Origin of the sequence: Chryseobacterium sp. WX (genome assembly GCF_029542485.1) — a bacterium.
Taxonomy (GTDB): Bacteria; Bacteroidota; Bacteroidia; order Flavobacteriales; family Weeksellaceae; genus Chryseobacterium; species Chryseobacterium cucumeris.
The window spans coordinates 1,855,940-1,874,424 of sequence record NZ_CP120710.1 but is presented as its reverse complement, the minus strand read 5'-3'; the positions used below and the strand labels follow the sequence as shown (position 1 = coordinate 1,874,424).

The 18,485-nt window shown below is 35.9% G+C and carries 14 protein-coding genes; 5 read left to right on the top strand and 9 right to left on the bottom strand.

The features are described from left to right. Positions 1 to 218 precede the first annotated feature (218 nt). Positions 219 to 980, top strand: a complete 762-nt coding sequence (gene blaCHM / locus PZ898_RS08425) for a CHM family subclass B1 metallo-beta-lactamase (protein WP_277695295.1) — start codon at positions 219 to 221, stop codon at positions 978 to 980. 216 nt (positions 981 to 1,196) lie between these two features. On the opposite strand, the gene porV is transcribed toward blaCHM, so the two are convergent. Both porV and porU read right to left on the bottom strand, forming a co-directional pair. Next, positions 1,197 to 2,360, bottom strand: coding sequence for a type IX secretion system outer membrane channel protein PorV (porV, locus tag PZ898_RS08420; protein ID WP_062674515.1), 1,164 nt, complete (start codon positions 2,358 to 2,360; stop codon positions 1,197 to 1,199). Between the two features lie 60 nt (positions 2,361 to 2,420). Beyond that, positions 2,421 to 6,323, bottom strand: coding sequence for a type IX secretion system sortase PorU (gene porU, locus PZ898_RS08415; RefSeq protein ID WP_277695294.1), 3,903 nt, complete (start codon positions 6,321 to 6,323; stop codon positions 2,421 to 2,423). Between the two features lie 164 nt (positions 6,324 to 6,487). On the opposite strand from porU, the gene gldJ reads away from it, so the two are divergent. Together gldJ and murF are read left to right on the top strand one after the other, a co-directional pair. Beyond that, positions 6,488 to 8,089, top strand: a complete 1,602-nt coding sequence (gene gldJ, locus PZ898_RS08410) for a gliding motility lipoprotein GldJ (RefSeq protein ID WP_062674519.1) — start codon at positions 6,488 to 6,490, stop codon at positions 8,087 to 8,089. Between the two features lie 151 nt (positions 8,090 to 8,240). Continuing rightward, positions 8,241 to 9,512 (top strand): UDP-N-acetylmuramoyl-tripeptide--D-alanyl-D-alanine ligase, encoded by a 1,272-nt coding sequence (gene murF / locus PZ898_RS08405; protein ID WP_277695293.1) that lies wholly within the window; start codon positions 8,241 to 8,243, stop codon positions 9,510 to 9,512. Positions 9,513 to 9,671: 159 nt separating this feature from the next. On the opposite strand, the gene PZ898_RS08400 is transcribed toward murF, so the two are convergent. After that, positions 9,672 to 10,283, bottom strand: a complete 612-nt coding sequence (locus PZ898_RS08400) for an NUDIX domain-containing protein (protein WP_123279441.1) — start codon at positions 10,281 to 10,283, stop codon at positions 9,672 to 9,674. A gap of 35 nt (positions 10,284 to 10,318) precedes the next feature. Between PZ898_RS08400 and PZ898_RS08395 the strand changes: the two genes are divergently transcribed. Then, positions 10,319 to 10,708 (top strand): hypothetical protein, encoded by a 390-nt coding sequence (locus PZ898_RS08395; RefSeq protein ID WP_034699917.1) that lies wholly within the window; start codon positions 10,319 to 10,321, stop codon positions 10,706 to 10,708. Positions 10,709 to 11,061: 353 nt separating this feature from the next. On the opposite strand, the gene PZ898_RS08390 is transcribed toward PZ898_RS08395, so the two are convergent. From PZ898_RS08390 to mdlD, 6 genes are all read right to left on the bottom strand, one after another. After that, a complete protein-coding gene (locus PZ898_RS08390; RefSeq protein WP_277695292.1) occupies positions 11,062 to 11,691 on the bottom strand; it encodes a hypothetical protein in 630 nt (209 codons plus the stop codon). Further along, positions 11,681 to 11,983, bottom strand: a complete 303-nt coding sequence (locus tag PZ898_RS08385; protein ID WP_062674529.1) for an NTF2 fold immunity protein — start codon at positions 11,981 to 11,983, stop codon at positions 11,681 to 11,683. Before PZ898_RS08385 ends, PZ898_RS08390 begins: the two co-directional genes overlap by 11 nt. Positions 11,984 to 12,365: 382 nt before the next feature. Further along, positions 12,366 to 13,409 carry an anhydro-N-acetylmuramic acid kinase gene (locus PZ898_RS08380; RefSeq protein ID WP_277695291.1) on the bottom strand — a complete coding sequence of 348 codons (1,044 nt, stop codon included), beginning with the start codon at positions 13,407 to 13,409 and terminating at the stop codon, positions 12,366 to 12,368. A gap of 12 nt (positions 13,410 to 13,421) precedes the next feature. Continuing rightward, positions 13,422 to 14,012, bottom strand: coding sequence for an LPS export ABC transporter periplasmic protein LptC (gene lptC, locus PZ898_RS08375; RefSeq protein WP_062674541.1), 591 nt, complete (start codon positions 14,010 to 14,012; stop codon positions 13,422 to 13,424). Between the two features lies 1 nt (position 14,013). After that, the gene (locus tag PZ898_RS08370; RefSeq protein ID WP_062674543.1) at positions 14,014 to 15,330 is read right to left on the bottom strand and encodes a hypothetical protein; all 1,317 of its coding nucleotides are present in this window, start codon (positions 15,328 to 15,330) and stop codon (positions 14,014 to 14,016) included. Between the two features lie 197 nt (positions 15,331 to 15,527). After that, the gene (gene mdlD / locus PZ898_RS08365) at positions 15,528 to 16,847 is read right to left on the bottom strand and encodes an NAD(P)-dependent benzaldehyde dehydrogenase MdlD (RefSeq protein ID WP_277695290.1); all 1,320 of its coding nucleotides are present in this window, start codon (positions 16,845 to 16,847) and stop codon (positions 15,528 to 15,530) included. Positions 16,848 to 17,243: 396 nt separating this feature from the next. Here mdlD and PZ898_RS08360 point away from each other — a divergent pair, with 396 nt between their 5' ends. Continuing rightward, on the top strand, positions 17,244 to 18,362 hold the full coding sequence (locus PZ898_RS08360) for a DNA polymerase III subunit delta' (RefSeq protein WP_277695289.1): 1,119 nt from the start codon (positions 17,244 to 17,246) through the stop codon (positions 18,360 to 18,362). The last annotated feature ends 123 nt before the right edge of the window (positions 18,363 to 18,485 follow it).

Genomic DNA, 18,485 nt, shown 5'->3' with positions numbered 1-18,485 from the left:
GCTATTGAATTTAAGAAAATCGCCATAAATAAGAGACTTTTATTAACTTAAATATTATATTTTTTTTAATTAAGATGTAGTATTATTTAAAATAAATTGACAGATGAAACATATGGATGATTCGCCACTTACAATTCGTCATTTTTTAACACAACAGCTAACAAATCCTGTTCCACGAATTCCTATCTTAGCTTATCTCAAGCGTAAATTATCATTTTATGAATTTCATCAGTAAAAATATATTGGTCATTTTGTTTTCTTTGATTATGTTAAGCTGTAGTACACAGAGCAAAAACAGTTTTAAAGCAAAGAAAATATATGAATCAAAAACCCTGATCATTACTCAGATTTCAGAGAATTGTTTTATTCATACCTCCTTTAAACAGACCAATGATTTCGGGAATGTACCCTGTAATGGATTGATTGTAAAAGATTATCACGAAACCGTTGTTTTTGATACACCTACCAATGATAAAAGTTCAGAAGAGCTGATACAATGGATTAATGAAAATCTTGATTCGAAAATTAAGGCCATTGTTCCAACCCATTTTCATGATGATAGCTTGGGAGGATTAATGGCTTTCCATAAAAAGAATATTCCATCCTATTCCTATGTGAAAACAATTGAGCTGGCCAGAGAAAATAATTTTGTTATTCCTGAAAACAGTTTTACTGATTCTGTTATTTTAAAAGTCGGGAATAAAGATGTCATTGCAAAATTTTTTGGTGAAGGGCATACAAAAGATAATGCTGTGGGATATTTTCCAAACGAGAATATTTTATTTGGAGGCTGTTTATTAAAAGAGCTGGAGGCAGGTAAAGGATATTTGGGTGATGCCAATGTTTCTGCCTGGTCCAATACCGTTGAAAAAGTAAAAAAAGAATATCCGGATGTGAAAATTGTAGTTCCCGGCCATGGCGACTACGGTGATGGAAAACTTCTTGACTATACGATTACATTATTTAAAGGTCAAAAGTGAATCTTTGCTTTGCAAAGTGAATGGTGAATGCTTGCAGCATAAAAAAAATGACAAGCGGAGCGGATTGACGATTGACTATTCACGAATCCAAAGTGAATGGTGAATGCTTGATGTAAAAAAATTGACAAGCGAAGCGAATTCACCATTGACGATTGACATAAAAAAAGCCTCCATACAAAAATGTATGAGGCTTTTTTTATAGAGCTGTTGCTTTTATTAACGATCGTTGTTGGATGTTTCTTCTCCGATGTTCCAGGTTAGACCGAAACGAAGCGTGTTATCCAAAGCACTGTTGATCTTAGACATATTGATCAGGTAAGAAAGATCAAGTCCGAAAGAACGGTATCTTAACCCAACCCCTGCAGTTGCAAACTGTCTTGCTCCCTGCTCTTCACTTTCATGGAAGTAACCTCCTCTAACAGAAAATGCATTGTCATAAGAATATTCCAAAGCACCACTATACATGATACTGTTTTTATTTTTGAAAGATTTTCCGATACCAGCCATTGGTCCTACATTCGGGATCTGGTAGATAGGCTGTCTTGTATTCGGGTCTATTCCGGCATACTCAGATCCAGGAACTAATAGTTTTGAACCTTCCACAGAGATTCCAACTCTGTTCATATCATCCAGGTACATATCGTATCCAACCCCTAATCTTGCCATAGTAGGCAGATAAGATCTTGATTCTTCATTTCCTGTATAATCCAGTTTCGGACCTAAGTTCTGAATAGCTAAACCTGCATTGATTTTACCATCATATCCGCCAATACTGGAGAATCTTGGAGAGGTATAGTATCCTGAAACGTCTACTGCAAAACTGTTCGCAGCCTTAAGTGTTGTATCTGTGTTGAATCCTCCGGCTAAGTCTGAACGGATAAATCTACCGGTAACAGCTCCGGAGAATGAATCAGAAAGTTTCAAAGCGTAGGCAACGTCAATGGAGAATTCGTTTGGTTTTGATGTACCCATAGAAGCAATTTCTGTACCCACCAATTGAGTCAGGTCTACCTGTCCCATATTGAAATAATAGATACTCGCGGAGATTGTAGATCTTTCTTCCTGTCCTAAAAACTTATGGAACGAAGCATATAATAAGAATACATCATTGGTAAGTTTTCCCATGTAAGGCGTATAGTTAAGACCTACGGAAGAACTTGTCCTGCTGAAAGGGTATTTAGCCGCATTCCAGAATTGTGAAAATGCATCCGGAGAGGTTACCACCCCCTGATCTCCCATACCTCCCGATCTTGCATCAGGTGCAATTCTTAAGAAAGGAGCTCCGGTAAGAACTGGGTTTACTTTACCTAAATCTTGCGAATAGCCTAAAAAACCAGCACTCAAACCAAATCCTAATAGCAGTTTAGTAGTTAAATTCATATGTTGTCTTTTATATATTATCAGTTTTTTATTAATATTATTATCTATTGTTCTGTTTAATTATTTCAAAAGTACCATTTTTTCTACAGCTGTAGCACTTCCTTTGCATTTTTCTTGATTTTGACTTTTTGCAAATATCTTAAAAATATACGTACCTTTTGCTACTGTAGCTCCAAAATCATCTCTTCCGTCCCATTCTATGGCCTGGCGAGGGGTTCTAAAGCCCTGTAGGAACGGTTCTGCAACCACTGGCTGCGATAAAGTTCTTACCAATCTTCCGGTTATTGTATAAATTTGCACGTTCACATCCAGAATATCATCACAGTTGTGTTCAAACTGAATATACGTTTTATTGGTAAATGGATTTGGCCAGTTCAACGGACGGTTGATTGTCAGGTGTTGATCGGACTCATCTTTAACTTCAAAATTTAACGTAGCAGTTGTAGAATTATTGTTTATATCCCAAACTTTAAATGTTAATTGATGTTGTCCTATTGCCAGATTTCTGAAGGGGTAAGTTACATTTCCTTTCTGATATTCAGCAAGACTTGGGTTTAAGCATCCGTTTCCTTCTCCCGGAGCATAAAAATCATTCAAAACAACAGTATTGATAATCTGTCCGTCAAGATATACTGTTATATCATGTCCCACACCGGATCCTGTTGAGTTGATTCCTGTATCGTCGGTAAGACAGGCAAGAAGCATAGGATTCTGATTGGTGATTCCACCATCTGCAAAGTTGGTATTGTTCATATACAACTTTACTTTTGGGGGTTGATTATCATTGATTCCATTAGGATTGATATCACCTACCTGTACAGCCTGGTTGTTGAAAACATCTGTTGCTTTGTTGTCAGCATAAGCTAGTATTCTTCCTTGTCCTACAGCATAGTTAATATCTTTAGGAACATAGAATTCGGCAGTGAATACTCCGTTTACTGCAGTTCCGGCAGATTTTACAATCGCACTTCCTTCTTCAGTATATTCTAAAACCGGAGTTAAAATTCCACTGTTATTGAGTGTTTTTTTGTTTAATCTCTTATCAAAAATATTGATGCTGACTTTTCCGTTGAAGGTATTGTTCAGTGTTCCGTTCGGATTATTGATGTGTCCTTTAATTTTCACAAAATCCAAACCTCTGATCAATCCTGGAACCGGAGTTTCAATATTATCAATAACCAAAAGTCTTTGAGGTCTGCTTAATTTCATAGCCGGATCACCCAGGAAGTTTACTTTTAAATGGTTGCTGTTTGGCCCTTTTTGCTTTTTAGCAATTAAGTGAGCGTTCCCTAATGAATTAAAATCGTCATTGGTTAATTTAAAAATATTCTGAGTGAATGTATTGGTAAAATCACGTCCATAATCTACCCCAATAGCACGGCTGGAAGTAATCATGGTAGAAACGCCTCCCTGCTTCATTTTAATAAACTGTTCCCCTACAGAGTTGGTGGAAGGTTCATCCCATAATGTGAATTCACAAGTGATGGTAGATACAAAAGGGAATCTGCTGTATACATTGGAAAAATTGTTGGCATTTTGAACTTCTGTGCTGGTCAGCACTCTTTCCTGTGCCCAACCATTGATACCTCCGTGTCCGAAATAAAACAGGTACAAACTGTTTCCTATAGCGTTGGAAATGGCCTGATTTACCTGCGGATATCTTCGCCCTCCGGATGTACTCTGAGCGGTAAAGGCATCCATGTATAATTTTTTAACATTATATTCTTTAAGATCCAGCTGGCCTGGCTGTTCAAAAATATTCACCAGTGAATTGTTCATTACATTGTGAAAAGGACCTCCTCCTTCCTCATTATCATCCACTACAAAGTCAAGTCGCATACGCCAGTCTCCGAAAGGAGATGACTGCCCTTGAAGGGAATTGTTATAAGCCAGTGTCTTATTGATCATATCCCCTGCTTCACTTACATTGGCTGCTGGAATTCTACCTACAGGCACATCCGGCAAATTGTTTTCAATTAATAATGTGGTTTGTGGCTTGGTCATTACGATATAATCATCCGTCACAAATGATGATACGTAATCTGAAGATTGTTCACTCTGGTAGCTGGCAACAACGTTTGAATTATTCGGAACCCTGTTTTTATAATCATATGAAGCATCCCCAAGAATAAATACATATTGAAGTCTCCCCAGAGGAGTGTTGAGTTTGCTTACGAAATCTCTTATCGCGGTAAGGTCTTTACTTCCGCTGCCATATTCCTCGTAGATTTTATTGATATCAACAATTTCTACCTTATAGTTATTCTTGGTTTGATGGTAGCTGGCAATTCTCTGTGCCTGCCCCATCATTTCGGGTACGGTAAGGATAAGATAATCTACATTTTGTATTGCAGATAGATTCTGATTGGAAATTCTTCCTACAAACTGTGGAGTGTAAGCAGCATCCGCACGGAAAGCTACAAATTCATTATTGAAATTCTGATCAGCAGCAGTGTAGGCAAAGTTGAAAGAACCGCCTCCTGCTTTATTCACTCTTCTGTTAGCGTTGGTAATATCCGTTACATCCCATACCTGTTCTATATTAGCTGCATTAGTAATGCTGAAACCGTAGTCTGTATTGCTTCCACTTACAATTGAATAATCCCTGAAGTTCATTTGTGAACCATTGAATGTAAGGTTTTCCTTATACTGAACTTCCAGATAATCAAAATAGAATGTTCCATTTGGGTTTTTGGAAATATCAGGATTATAAACCAGTGTAAACTGGTTTCCGGTAAGATTAGTCAATGTACCGGTATACGTTACAGGATAGAAAGTATACTGATAGGTTGGCGTATCTGTAGGAATAGTTTGCAGCGGATGAGGATGTAAATTGTTGATTTTAAAATCAACCGTATTCTGTTGGGAGTTATACGCCACCACCTGAGTCCTGTATCGTACTACATCATTCGCCTGTATGGGTGAATTAGTAGTCAATGTTATGGTCTTTTCATTGGAAAAAGGAGTATCCTCTACCCATGTTCTTCCTACTTTTAAAAGATTTTTCTGATCCTTGTTAATGACCTGGTAACTGTCATATCTTGTGATCAGCTGGGCTGGAAGGTTTCCGTCTACGGTCGCAACCCTTTTTCCCGCGCCTTTATCAAAGTTGATATAATAATAGGAGAAATCTTCATAAATATTTTTGACATTATTACTTCTTTCACTGAATCGGGTATCGTGTCTTTTAAAACCATTTCCATTGCCCGTGTCATAGAGGTTATACCCATCAGGTCCCTGCGCATAGAAAAGCGCATAGTCATTATCATTCCATACTCCATCATCTTCACCTACTACCTGAATGGAATTTTCCTGTAAAGCTCCGTATCTTGGATCCTGATTGTATTCGGGAAGCATGATTCCCCCGTTTCCATAAATTCTGAAATTTTTAGGATTTACAGAACTCGGATTGATTCCGTTGTCTTTTAGAAACTGGGAAGTGATTTTGAATATTCCGGACTTGTCTACTTTTATCTTGTAAAAATTTCCACTTGATAAAGGATTACCGGTGGTTCCTATTTTATTAACAGTTCCTGTCGTATTGATAAAAGAAGAAGCTTCTGAAACATTAAATGAAGATAATCTCTGAACGCGTCCTTTTACATTTTTAAATAAAGCAATACTAATGCTGGCATAGCTTTCACCCTCTAAAGTATAATAGGAAACATCTGCTACATCATAATCCGGAAGTCTGCCTTTATCCAGTTCAAACAATTCCTGGTTAGAAACGTTTTCCCAAACAAGGTCTGAGATTTTTAATTGCTTTTCTCCAATTTTTTGCTTGCTTACGATAAAAACATTATTTTGGCTGTAAGAAAAACCTTCATTTTTAAAATTGGGAAGATTTAATTTTGTGTCACCAAAATCCTGAATTTTAGAACCATTCCATTCAATGGTGTTTCTTTGAGCGTAAAGTGTTGATGCAAAAGCGATTAAAGATAAAATCGTAATTTTTCGTTTCATGTTTACTATTGAAATTGCTAAATTACAAAATAAATGAAAATTTTAGAATTAAATTGTGATACAATAAAATTAATTTGTTAACGTTTTTCAAAAAAATCAAATGTTTACTTGATTTATTGAATAATTTATTTTTTCTTTGTACTTTGAAAATATTTATATCGACTATGAAAAAACTAAAGTTGTTTTCATTAATAGCATTAAGTTCTACACTTGCATTAACCAGCTGTGGCGGATCAGGAACCAGCAAAGGTGGCGGTACCAAAAAATTTGTCAGCAAAACAGGTTGGAAACCAAACGAAAAACAGGGTTGGTTTTTTGCAGGAAAGCAACAGAAGCAGAAGGGTTGGCCTGGGATGGTATATGTAGAAGGTGGAACTTTTACAATGGGATTAGTGAAAGATGATGTTATGCACGATTGGAATAACACACCTCGCAGAATGCAGGTAAGTTCATTCTTTATCGGTGAAACTGAAATTACTAACTACGAATACCGCGAATACCTTACATGGTTGAAGTATGTATTCCCACCAAGTGACCCGAGTTTTAAGGAGATCTATAACGGTGCTTTACCGGATACCTTATTATGGGACAACAAATTAGCAAGAAACGATTATAACGAAACGTATTTACGTTCTCCGGAATTTGATTACTATCCGGTAGTAGGAGTTTCCTGGACTCAGGCAAACAGATACTGTGAATGGCTGTCAGACAGAGCGAACGAAAAAGCTTTAATGCAGGCTGGTATTATTGCTAAAGATTTGTATATCAACGAATCCAATAACCAGGGAGGTACTGCTTTCAACATGGATAAATTCAAAGCGAATGATCCTGAAATGCAAGGATACATCAATGAGAAAAGAATGCAGCAAAAAACTGGTATGAAAACAACCAACCAGAGATTGCTGGCTGCTAACAGAGCTCCAAATTCTGCAATGGTACAGAAGTTCAGACTTCCTACTGAAGTAGAATGGGAATATGCTGCTCTTGGTATGGCTAAAAACAGAGAATATAACCAATATCTTGGTAAAAAACCTGAAATCGAAAGATTAAGAGGTACTAAAGGAAGAAATAGAGGAATGTTCCTTGAAAACTTCAAAATGGGTAAAGGGGACTATTCTGGTATCGCTGGATGGAAGAATGACGGATCTGCTCAGACTTCTGACGTAAGACAATATCCATCTAACGATTTAGGAATCTATGGAATGTACGGAAACGTTTCTGAATGGACGGCTGACGTTTACAGACCTATTATCGATGAAGATTACAACGATTTCAACTACTATAGAGGAAATATGCCTCAGGCGATTGTAAGAAACGGTGACGGTACTTACAAAATGATCGACGAAGGTACTATCAAATACGATACTTTAGCTGACGGAAGATTAGTTTACAGAGGGCTTCCCGGACAATTTGAAAGACAAACTATCGCTGACTACAGAAACTACAGAGATGGTGACAGACAGTCTTCTTTAGAATATTACAGAGCTTCTGATTCTGCTGCAGGATTCGATATGTACAATGCTCCTAAGAAAAGCTTTGTGGTAGATGCAACGGGTAGAGTGAAGTTACAGAAAGATACTAAAGAAAGAACTTCCGGAATTTCTAACGAGGTCAGAGTGGTAAAAGGTGGTTCTTGGCAGGATACAGCTTACTGGCTGGATCCGGGACAAAGAAGATATAAAAATCAAAACAGAGCTTATGGTTGGGTAGGATTCCGTGTTGCACAGGATGCTAAAGCCAGCGATAAGAGTAGAACTAGAAGATAATATTTATCAAAAAATACTTATAAAAAACCTTCCGAACTCTCGGAAGGTTTTTTTATTTTTGACTCGTGAAATCGCTTGGACTAAAAAGCTTAAAACGCTTATATAGATTTGGCGATTGCATGCTATTTAAAAAAAGATATATATTTTCCACATGAATATAGAACAGTTTTATCCTTTATTTTTGCAGGCGGCAAAAGTAACCATTGACAGTAGAAAAATAGCAGAGAATGATATTTTCTTTGCCTTTTCCGGTGAGAATTTCAATGCAGCTACGCTGGCCGAAAAAGCCATTGATGACAGAGCTTTGGCAGTGATTGTTGAACTTCCGGAATTTGAAAACAGAGATAAAAATATTTTCTATGTTCCATCTACTCTTGAGTTTTTACAACAGCTGGCAATCTATCATAGAAGTAAGCTTGCTATTCCTTTTATAGGACTTACGGGAAGTAATGGAAAGACCACTACCAAAGAGTTGATTCACGCTGTTCTATCTGAAAAATTTAATGTTCAGTATACTGCTGGAAATCTGAATAACCATATCGGAGTTCCGCTGACTATCCTTTCCATTAAACCGGAACATGAAATGGCCGTAATTGAAATGGGGGCCAATCATCAGAAAGAAATTGAATTTCTGTGTACTATTTCACAACCTGATTTCGGATATATTACCAATTTTGGAAAAGCTCATCTGGAAGGATTCGGAGGCTTTGAGGGAGTAATCAAAGGAAAGTCTGAGCTCTATGATTATCTTAAAAACAATAACAGAACTATTGTTGTTAATGAAAACGATCCTATTCAGGTAGAGAAAACTGAAAACTATTCTCCTAAAATTACTTTTGGAGCAGAAACCTCTAATTATCATTTTGAATCTTTTTCAGAAGAGCATTTTGTAGGATTGATCTATCAGGGAGTAAAAGCGGTTTCAAAACTGACAGGAGAGTACAATTTTACCAATCTTTGTGCTGCTGCCAGTTTAGGACTTCACTTTGGAATCAGCTTTGAAAAAATAAAACATGCGTTGGAACTCTACACTCCAACGAATATGAGATCTCAGGTGGTGAAAAAAGAGGGGAGGACTTTGGTTCTGGATACGTATAATGCCAATCCAAGTTCTATGACCGCTTCTCTGAATAATTTCATCAGTTTTGAAGGCAGTAAAACCATTATTATCGGTGATATGCTGGAATTGGGTGATGAAAGTGAGAAAGAGCATCAGAACATCTTAAAATTAGCTCAGGACCTTCATTTCAATGAGATTATTACTGTTGGAAAACATTTTAAAGCAGTGAATGCTTCAGGCCTTGCTTTTGAAAATACAGCGGAATTAACAGACTATTTAAAACAGAATATAATTCAGTCGGAAAACATATTGTTGAAAGGATCCAGAGGAATTGCGCTGGAGAAAGTGATCGACTTTATTTAATGTAAGGAAGCTGGGCGCTGGGAGAGGAGAGTGCATGAAGGAAATTGAAGACCGTTCTCTTATTTCTTCAGCTTTATAAAATTTCATTGATCAATAAACACTTAAAGAGGTAATTGGCCGGATAGTAACTTCCGGCTTCATTCTTCCAGCTTCCGGCTTTTAAGATTTCTTCAAATTCCAGAATTCTTTTACGATCAGTTTGATATTTTTAAAAGTACTTGGGAATACTTCATTTTCAATTTCTGAGGTCGTTTTCCAGGCAACTTCGGTGATACCTTCTTCTATTTGCGGTTTGGAAGTATCTTCGCCGTCAAAGTTCATTTCAAACCAATGCGTACATTTTAAGATTTTCTCCCCATTTCTTTCTACATAGATATGGTAAGTAGTATTGATGAATTGTACAAGTTCAACATCACTCAAACCTGTTTCTTCTTCTATTTCCCTTACTGCAGACTCTTCTCTGGATTCTCCTTTTTCCATCTTACCCTTAGGAAGGTCCCATTTGCCGAGTCTTTTGATAAAAAGAATTTTACCTTCAGGATTATTAACAAGCCCTCCTGCAGCTTCTATAATTCTGAAAAGCTTCTGAAACTCCTGCCAGATTTCTTCCAAATTCTCTCCATACACATTCAGTTCCTGCACAGAAGTATTCTCCAGAAGATCCAAAGCGATTTCTAAAGTGGTATAATTTTCATACCCAAGCTTTTTTTCAAGCTCTTCAGGATGCTTAGATAGTAATAATTTTTTTTCGTTGACAAAAACTTTATACATTTGTAATAGTTAAGAATTTAATACAAAAATAAAAAATGAATTTAGAAGGACGAAAGATTATTGTCAATAAATCATCTAAAGAACTTACCGAGTTGTTGAAATCACCTGAAAATTATAAAGATTTTATGCCGGACGGTCTTCAGAAATTTGAAACAAGAGATAACGGATTTAAATTTGGATTACAGGGAATGCCTGAAATCGCATTAAAAATTGATGAAGTAGACGATCAGAAAGCTGTTTTAAGATCTGCAAGTTCAAGTCTGGACTTCTCATTAACCGCTACACTGAACCCAATCAGTGAAAACCAGACTGAAGTTCAGATGTTATTTGAAGGAAAATTCAATCCGTTCATCAAAATGATGGTAGAAAAACCTTTACAGAACTTTATCAATACGCTTACCGATAAAATCGAAGCTTATAAATAATTAAAACCTTCATTTCTGAAGGTTTTTTTATTTTTACAGGAAAGTTGGCGAAAATAAGACAGGCAATCAATAAATACCTGTTTTTGTAATTATTATCCTATCTCTTTCAGCAATAACGGCTTCGACAGGCTCAGCCTGACAACGCTTAAAAATTTCGGCTGGTATTTGACTTGTCACCCTGAGCCTGTCGAAGGGTTCCCAATAAGAACACCGTTATTAATCACTAATCTTGAGTATTAATTAAAAGGATTAGTCAATTATTTATTTATAATTTTCTTTGTCAATGTCATTTAATAATGGAAAATAACCTTTTGAAACATGCTTGAGCATTACTCTTCCTCATCTCTACATATTTAAACATTTCCGTTTTTCATAATAAATCTGTATCCGAAAGGTATTGCCAGATATTGTAAAATATCAGGTCGGGCAAAAGCAACATGATAAAAGTGAACCATCTTCAATGATTTAATATCATCATTATAGTCGTCTGTGATAAGATACCAGCCACTTTCGCCCTGAGGCGAATCATATCTGATTCCTTCAATATCTTTTCCTTCATAAACACCATCTGATATAACCACTGACTGATTGAAGTTTGGAAATAGAGGAATAAGATCATATTGTAAACACATTTCACTTTGCTGTCTAACAACTGAAATTGCCGTGTCACAACCTTTATTAAAACCGCTACCATCAGCGTTTGCTTCATATAGATCATAGCAGTTATCTTCATCCAGCCTGAATTGTAAAAGCCATGAATAATAGCCAATATTTTGACTGTCCATAATCACAAGATTAGTATCTACACAGTAGTTAATAAGATATTTGAGTACTTCTAAGTAATCTTCAGTTTTTTGATTGTCTGTCTGTAACTTCAATTCTTTCCCGATAATCAAATAAAGCCCTTCAGTACATAAATTCTTATCATCTGACCTTATTGTGATATTCCTAAAGTGATAAAGAATACTGCTTTTATTCTCCATGCGTATATTTAACCACTTTTTTTGATTTTATATTTACTTCGGCATAAGCAACTCCACCTATTCCCGGTGGTGATGGAAGATTTCCCTGTACAATCCAAATGCTGTCATTTTTCTTTTCTGCAACAAATGGTTTTTGTTTATTTATTGCTGATTTACCATAAACTTGCTTCCATTTCCTTTCAGCTATGGAAATGGCAATTTCTTTATCTGTTAGAGTCTTTTCTCCTTTATATGTATTACTCTTTTTACAACTTGTTACTGAAATTAATGCTATAAGAATACAATATTTCATTGAATAATTTATTTAACAAAAGATAGGAAAAAACCACTGTAGTTGAACAATGGTTTATGTAATAAGTTCTTTTGACAAATTAAGTATAGCCCAAGGGATACCAAATACCTCTAAAATTGGGAGACAGAATATTTTGATAATATAAGCTTGTCAAATCCCTTGCTACCGCACAAATCCTTTCGTGTAATTTAGTTTAAAACTATAGATCAAAACATCAGATTGAATTCCTAAAAACTTTTGTTTTTAATGATCTTATATTTTTAAAAGAAGCTCTTTATTATTCTGAATTCATCAAATAATAAATACTGAATTAGCAGGATAAGTTCCACACAAAGGGATTCGTGCGGGAGCGAGGATCGGTAACATACAAGTATGAAAATATCTAAGCAATAACTCCCGAACAATGATCTGCTGTACTTCCAGTCGCAGAAGACAACACATTGATCTCGTTATTCATTTTTAAAACACCCATAAAGGCAAAAATCAGGGCTTCTTTATAATTGATGATCTCTTTTTCAGGGATGATGACTTCGGCTTTTGTTTTCGCTCTTATTTTTTCAATTAAAAACGTGTTGTAAGCGCCTCCTCCGGTGATAAGAATATCTTTTATACTATATTGATTGATGACATTGGTAATCTGCTGGGCAGCATGTTCCGTAAAAGTAGCCAGTGCATCCAGTGTTTCAATATTTTCAAGAAGTGGAAATATATGTTGATGGCACCATTCTATTCCCAAAGATTTTGGATGTGAAGTTTGATAGAAATCCAGGGCGTTAAGTTGATTCAGTAGGGTTTCATCTATTTTTCCCTTTGCTGCCAATGCTCCGTTTTCATCAAAATTTTTATGCAGTTGCTGGGCCAGATGGTTCAAAACAATATTTACCGGGGCGATATCAAAGGCAATTCTTTTTCCTTCCGAACGTAAAGAAATATTGGAGAATCCGCCCAGGTTCAGGCAAGCACTGTATGCAGAGAAAAGCAATTCATCACCTATAGGAACCAAAGGTGCTCCATTTCCTTTCATAAGCACGTCCTGACTTCTGAAATCATAGATAACAGGAAGTCCGGTTTCCAGTTTTATAGCTCTGCCGTCGCCGATTTGTAATGTGAATTTTTTTTGAGGCTGATGAAAAACAGTATGGCCATGAGAGGCAATCAGGTCAATATTTTCAAGCTTATGTTGATGAATAAACTTTTTAACCTGTTGTCCAAGATAAAAACCATAGCCTGAATGCAGTTCCAATAAATCTTCAGAAGAAAGATGAATAGAGTTTCTAAGTTGAGTTTCCCAATCCTCAGAATAGGAGAGTGTCTCAGCTTTAAGGATTTGAAAGGTCCATGTGTCCTGCTTTTCAAATTCAGCGAGACAGATATCCAAACCATCCAGACTTGTCCCGGACATCAACCCAATAGCCAGCGCTTTCATTATTTTTTGGATTTATTTTTTATTTTCAGAAATTCTTTTGGAACTGAAATCTCCGGAGTTGTTATAGAATGTGTATTCGGAAAAGTCATCCTTGGCGGTCATTCCGTTGGCACCTACCAGTGTAGAACCGTCTTCCATGGTAACATAAACCGTATCTTTGGTATAGATTCTGTTTTTTTTCTGGTCCCAATAAATACTCTGCATGGCAAATCTCTGTCCTTCATTGGTTTTTATCTTTACATCACCTTTAGCTTCATAGAATTTTTTGTATTCAAAAATACGGGCATATTTAGCGGTAATTCTTCCTGGAACTTTAGGTTTCTTTTTATCAAAAAACTCAATGTCAATTCCTTTTCTGGCTATTACATATGGACTGTCAATCAGTTCGTATTTTTCAATGATGGGTGCTTTGGCTTTTAACGTAATAAAGCCGGAATCACGCTGTATAATATTAGCGTTGTTGATGATCTGTGAAGGAAAGTTTTTGCTTTGACTGCCATTTCTTTTGGTAAGATCTTCCTCACAGGATGTCAATATAAAAAATATAGCACAACTAAAAAGGCATGCTATATTTTTATATGATATTTTTTTTGAAAAGTTCATTTTAGTTATAAAGAGTCTTTCTGAACCACTTATCAGCAAAATTAAAGCCGATTCTCAGGTTGATGAAATTCTGGTTGATCAGGTTGTTCTTAAGAGTTCCTCTCTTACCAACTTCTAATCCGATTTCAAGACCACTCATTCTGGTGATACTACTGTTTTTGAATGGTAACATTACTCCGGCAGAAATACCGAATTTGTTAATACTGTTCCCTTCCAGATTCAGATTTCCTCTTTCATAAAATGCTCCATATCTGTAGATTACTCTTGAGAAGTAGCTTCTGAAGTTGTTATAATTGGGAAGGTACCATCCCCCTGCAGAAATTCTGTACGTATCCTGGAAACTGAAATCTTTACCAAAGTAAGAGATATCTTCTCCTTTTTTATAATCTACCTGTCCTGATACAAACCAATGGTTCTCACTTCCGTATCCAACCCCTAAGGATGCCTGTAATGGAAGAAGATTTTTAGACTTCGTTTCTTTTTGTTCGATGATTGTTTCTGATCCGCTAACTTTAGTCGTTTCCTGAGCATCAGAATATCTGTACGTACTATTGGTGTATTGAGTAGTCATATTACTTGTATTACCAAAAGTAGCGGTAGCTCCTACCGTGAACTTTTTATCAGTACGTGTATTTAAAGTCTGGTAACTTGTTCCCAGTGTAAAATTAAAGTTTCTGATTCTGTTTTTAGTCTCATATCCATTAACGTATTCACCTGCATACGTACCAAGGTTGCTGTTGTAAGCTCGGAATTCATTTAGGTCATTAAGATCTCCAAAATAAAGGTTTGCTTTTGCTCCTACTGATAATTCCTGATTGATTTTATAAGAAACTGCAAGCTGTGCTGTGTTCAAAGTTCCACTTCCTTTGAAATTATTTCTGTAAAGAGGAGTCGTGTTATCACTGGCAAGCTGTTCTGTTACGATGTCGTAGCTTTTAGAACTGTATGGCTGATAAGAGATCCCCATTTTCACTTTTGAAGATAATGGAAATGCAATCGAAATATTGGAAAGATACGTAGAATGCTTTGTAGATTTCATATCGTTATAGTTCGATTTGAAATAATTGTTTTCGTTGGTAGCTTCCAGTCTGATACTCGTAAGTTCAAAATTGGCGTTGTTTGCCGGGTTGGCAAAATTGAAACTACTGGTAAAATCACTAATAAAAGCAGTAGATATACCTCCCATAGAAGTAGTTTCGATCGTATTATCATATTTCACATCTCCAATTCCATAAGTTGCATAAGGAGAGTTGCTTAGACTCTGCGCATTCAGAAAATATCCAACTGATATGAATGATACTACAAAGATTTTTTTCATTCTTTATTTTTAAAACAATGCGCAAATATCTTAAATATTAATGAATTGTAAAAATTATATGTGGTTAAAGTTTGTTAAGGGCTTGTCTTTAAAAGAAAAATGCAATTTTTCCGCCATAAAAATATCAATTCTGTTTTGTAAAAAAAGACTGTTCTATGATGAACAGTCCCGGTTTATATGAATAAGCATTTATACTATTATTTTACCTGGAGAACAGAACGGCTGTGGCTGAAACATTCAAAACTGAATTTTCCGTGATATTTTCCCATTCCCGAAGTTCCTACACCTCCAAAAGGTAAGTAATGTGACCCCACGTGGATAATAGCGCTGTTAATCTCAGCATCTCCACTTGTGGTGTGGTCTAAAACATAATCGGCAAATTCCTGATCCTCTGTGAAAACATATAATGCCAATGGTTTAGGGCGGCTATTGATTTCCTCCAACGCTTCCTCAATATCATTATAGATCATAATAGGAAGAATAGGGCCGAAAATCTCTTGCTGCATCACCTTATCATCCCAGTTCACATTATCCATTAAAGTGGCTTCAAAGTGACGGGTCTCAAGATCATAATGTCCTCCATAAATTACTTTTTCCGGCGTTGCTTCAAGGTAACCTGCAAGATGTTTAATTTGGTTCTGGCTTACAATCTTCCCGATTTTTCCCAAAGAATTCCCTTCATAAGCAGCATTTAAATGAGCTTTAAATTTTTCAATAAATGCATCTTTTACAGATTTATGGATATAAATATAGTCAGGAGCCACACAGGTTTGTCCGCAATTAATCCATTTTCCGTAAGATATTCTGGCTACAGCTTTATCAAGATCAGCATCTTTGTGAACGATGGTAGGAGATTTTCCTCCAAGTTCCAAGGTAACCGGAATTAATTGTTCTGCAGCGGCTTTCATCACAATTTTCCCGACATTCGGGCTTCCTGTAAAGAAAATATAATCAAAAGGTAAGCTGAGTAAAAGAGTATTTTCCTCAATAGCTCCCTGAATAACGGCTACATAAGATTCATCAAAAGATGCTTTCACAATATCTTCAAGCACCTGCGCGACATGTGGTGTATTTTCGGATGGTTTTATGATTGCTGTATTTCCGGAGATCAAAGCTCCGATAAGCGGACTGAACGTCAATTGAACTGGATAGTTGAAAGGTCCGATAATATAGTTAACCCCATAAGGCTGATAGGTTATTTTGCTCTCAACTTCAGCGCCTGAAGGATGTGGTTTTGAGGGGACGGAAGTAGGTTTTGCCCATTCATCAATATTTTCAAGCAAATAATCAAGTTCGCTGATCACTATTTGAATCTCCACATATTCCGCTTCTTTTCTGCTTTTTCCCAAATCTGTATTCAAAGCCTCACAAAGTGCATCGGTATGCTGAAGAAAAACATCCCGGAATTTTTTTAGTTGTGCTTTTCTGAATTCAATATTTTTTGTCTGATTGGTTTTGAAAAAGGCTTTCTGCTGCTGAAATATGCCTTTGATTTTTTGTTCCAGGTTAGTATCCATTGGTTTACAATTTTAATATTTGAAATTGGTGTGAAATGGTAATAAATTTACGAATAATTTCACTGAACAAATGTATTGCTTAAAATTAAATTGCGTAAAATTTAATTTTATATTTTACTCTAATCCTGTTATTGATATTACCTATAATGTATTTCTTTATAAACTTTATTTTGAGTTATTGAGATTGTATGAAGATATTAAGATAAGCTTCGCTTAAGTTTAAAATCAGAATAATTCATCTTAATAATTCTTTATTTCTTCAATCCTTCTTAATGGTTTGACTGCATCCTTCATTTTTATAGATTTAAAGAAACTCAAAAGGTAGGATCTGCATTTTTATCCATTTTAAGCTGACTTAATTTTATGAAATGAAATAAGATTTTTTATCTTTGAAACATGAATTGGGAGAACATCGCCGGACAGACGAATCTGAAAAAACTTCTTAGAGAAAGCATTGCTGAAAACAGAGTGAGCCATGCCCAACTTTTTGTAGGAAAAGAGGGATACGGAACACTGCCCATGGTACTGGCCTATGCAAGGGAAATTTTCAGTCAGGAAAACGAACATGCTGCTGCGAAGGTTGAGCATCTCAATCATCTGGATCTGCATTTCAGCTTTCCGGTTTTTACAGACAATAAAAACTCATTAAGCAAGAATAAATTTGATGAATTCAGAGAAATGATCTTGGCTTCACCCTATGCAAGTTATGATGACTGGACCGCTTTTTTAGAATCAGAAAATAAACAGTTATTTATTTCTGCGGATGAAGTGGATGACCAGAATCAGAAGTTCTCTTTAAAAAGTTATGAAGGAGGAACCAAAATTCTTATCGTGTGGAGAGCAGATAAAATGAATGTCGCCGCTTCTAATAAGTTTTTGAAATTTTTGGAAGAACCACCAGCAAAAACGGTCATTCTTCTTACAGCTGAAAGTACAAACGATATTCTTCCAACTATTCTTTCCAGAACACAGATTGTAGAAATTCCGAGAATTAATGATGAAGATATAGAAAGTTATCTTAAAAAGAATTTCTCTGTTTCAGAAGAAAAAGTGAGAGAGATTGTTCATGAAGCTCAGGGAGATCTCAATGAGGCTATAAAATTGTTGAATTCCGGAGATAAAAGCAACGAGTTTGAAAAGCTTTTTGTACAATGGGTGAGAGATGCATTTATGGTAAAGAAGAAACCGGAATATCTCAGAAGCATTATTGTCTGGGCAAGAGAAATTGCAGGATGGAACAGGGAAAAACAGAAAAATTTTCTTAATTACTGTTCTGAGATTTTCAGACTGGCATTGCTTCAGAACTATCAATCTGAAAATCTGGTCTACAAAAAGATCAATGCGAACGGTTTCAATTGGGCCGGCTTTTCAAAATTTATCAGTGGGGCTAATATTGAGAGTATTTTGGAGGAAATTAGTACAGCCGATCTTCACCTTACCAGAAACGGAAACCCCAAAATTGTCTGGACCGATCTGGGAATTAAACTATCAAGATATATTCATAAAAGTACATAAATAAAAACTCTGGTTAACGCCGGAGTTTTTATTTTATTCTGGAGATTATCATTTTAGCTTTACTTTCCTGCCTTTTTTATGTATACTTTAATTGAATATAGGCTGGAAATAATTAAAATTATC

Excerpts from the sequence above, each read along its gene's own strand:
- murF (WP_277695293.1), top strand. The coding sequence starts at position 8,241 with ATGAATATAGAACAGTTTTATCCTTTATTTTTGCAGGCGGCAAAAGTA.
- PZ898_RS08390 (WP_277695292.1), bottom strand. The coding sequence starts at position 11,691 with ATGGAGAATAAAAGCAGTATTCTTTATCACTTTAGGAATATCACAATA.
- PZ898_RS08370 (WP_062674543.1), bottom strand. The coding sequence starts at position 15,330 with ATGAAAAAAATCTTTGTAGTATCATTCATATCAGTTGGATATTTTCTG.
- blaCHM (WP_277695295.1), top strand. The coding sequence starts at position 219 with ATGAATTTCATCAGTAAAAATATATTGGTCATTTTGTTTTCTTTGATT.
- porU (WP_277695294.1), bottom strand. The coding sequence starts at position 6,323 with ATGAAACGAAAAATTACGATTTTATCTTTAATCGCTTTTGCATCAACA.
- PZ898_RS08360 (WP_277695289.1), top strand. The coding sequence starts at position 17,244 with ATGAATTGGGAGAACATCGCCGGACAGACGAATCTGAAAAAACTTCTT.
- gldJ (WP_062674519.1), top strand. The coding sequence starts at position 6,488 with ATGAAAAAACTAAAGTTGTTTTCATTAATAGCATTAAGTTCTACACTT.
- porV (WP_062674515.1), bottom strand. The coding sequence starts at position 2,360 with ATGAATTTAACTACTAAACTGCTATTAGGATTTGGTTTGAGTGCTGGT.
- PZ898_RS08400 (WP_123279441.1), bottom strand. The coding sequence starts at position 10,283 with ATGTATAAAGTTTTTGTCAACGAAAAAAAATTATTACTATCTAAGCAT.
- mdlD (WP_277695290.1), bottom strand. The coding sequence starts at position 16,847 with ATGGATACTAACCTGGAACAAAAAATCAAAGGCATATTTCAGCAGCAG.
- PZ898_RS08385 (WP_062674529.1), bottom strand. The coding sequence starts at position 11,983 with ATGAAATATTGTATTCTTATAGCATTAATTTCAGTAACAAGTTGTAAA.
- PZ898_RS08395 (WP_034699917.1), top strand. The coding sequence starts at position 10,319 with ATGAATTTAGAAGGACGAAAGATTATTGTCAATAAATCATCTAAAGAA.
- PZ898_RS08380 (WP_277695291.1), bottom strand. The coding sequence starts at position 13,409 with ATGAAAGCGCTGGCTATTGGGTTGATGTCCGGGACAAGTCTGGATGGT.
- lptC (WP_062674541.1), bottom strand. The coding sequence starts at position 14,012 with ATGAACTTTTCAAAAAAAATATCATATAAAAATATAGCATGCCTTTTT.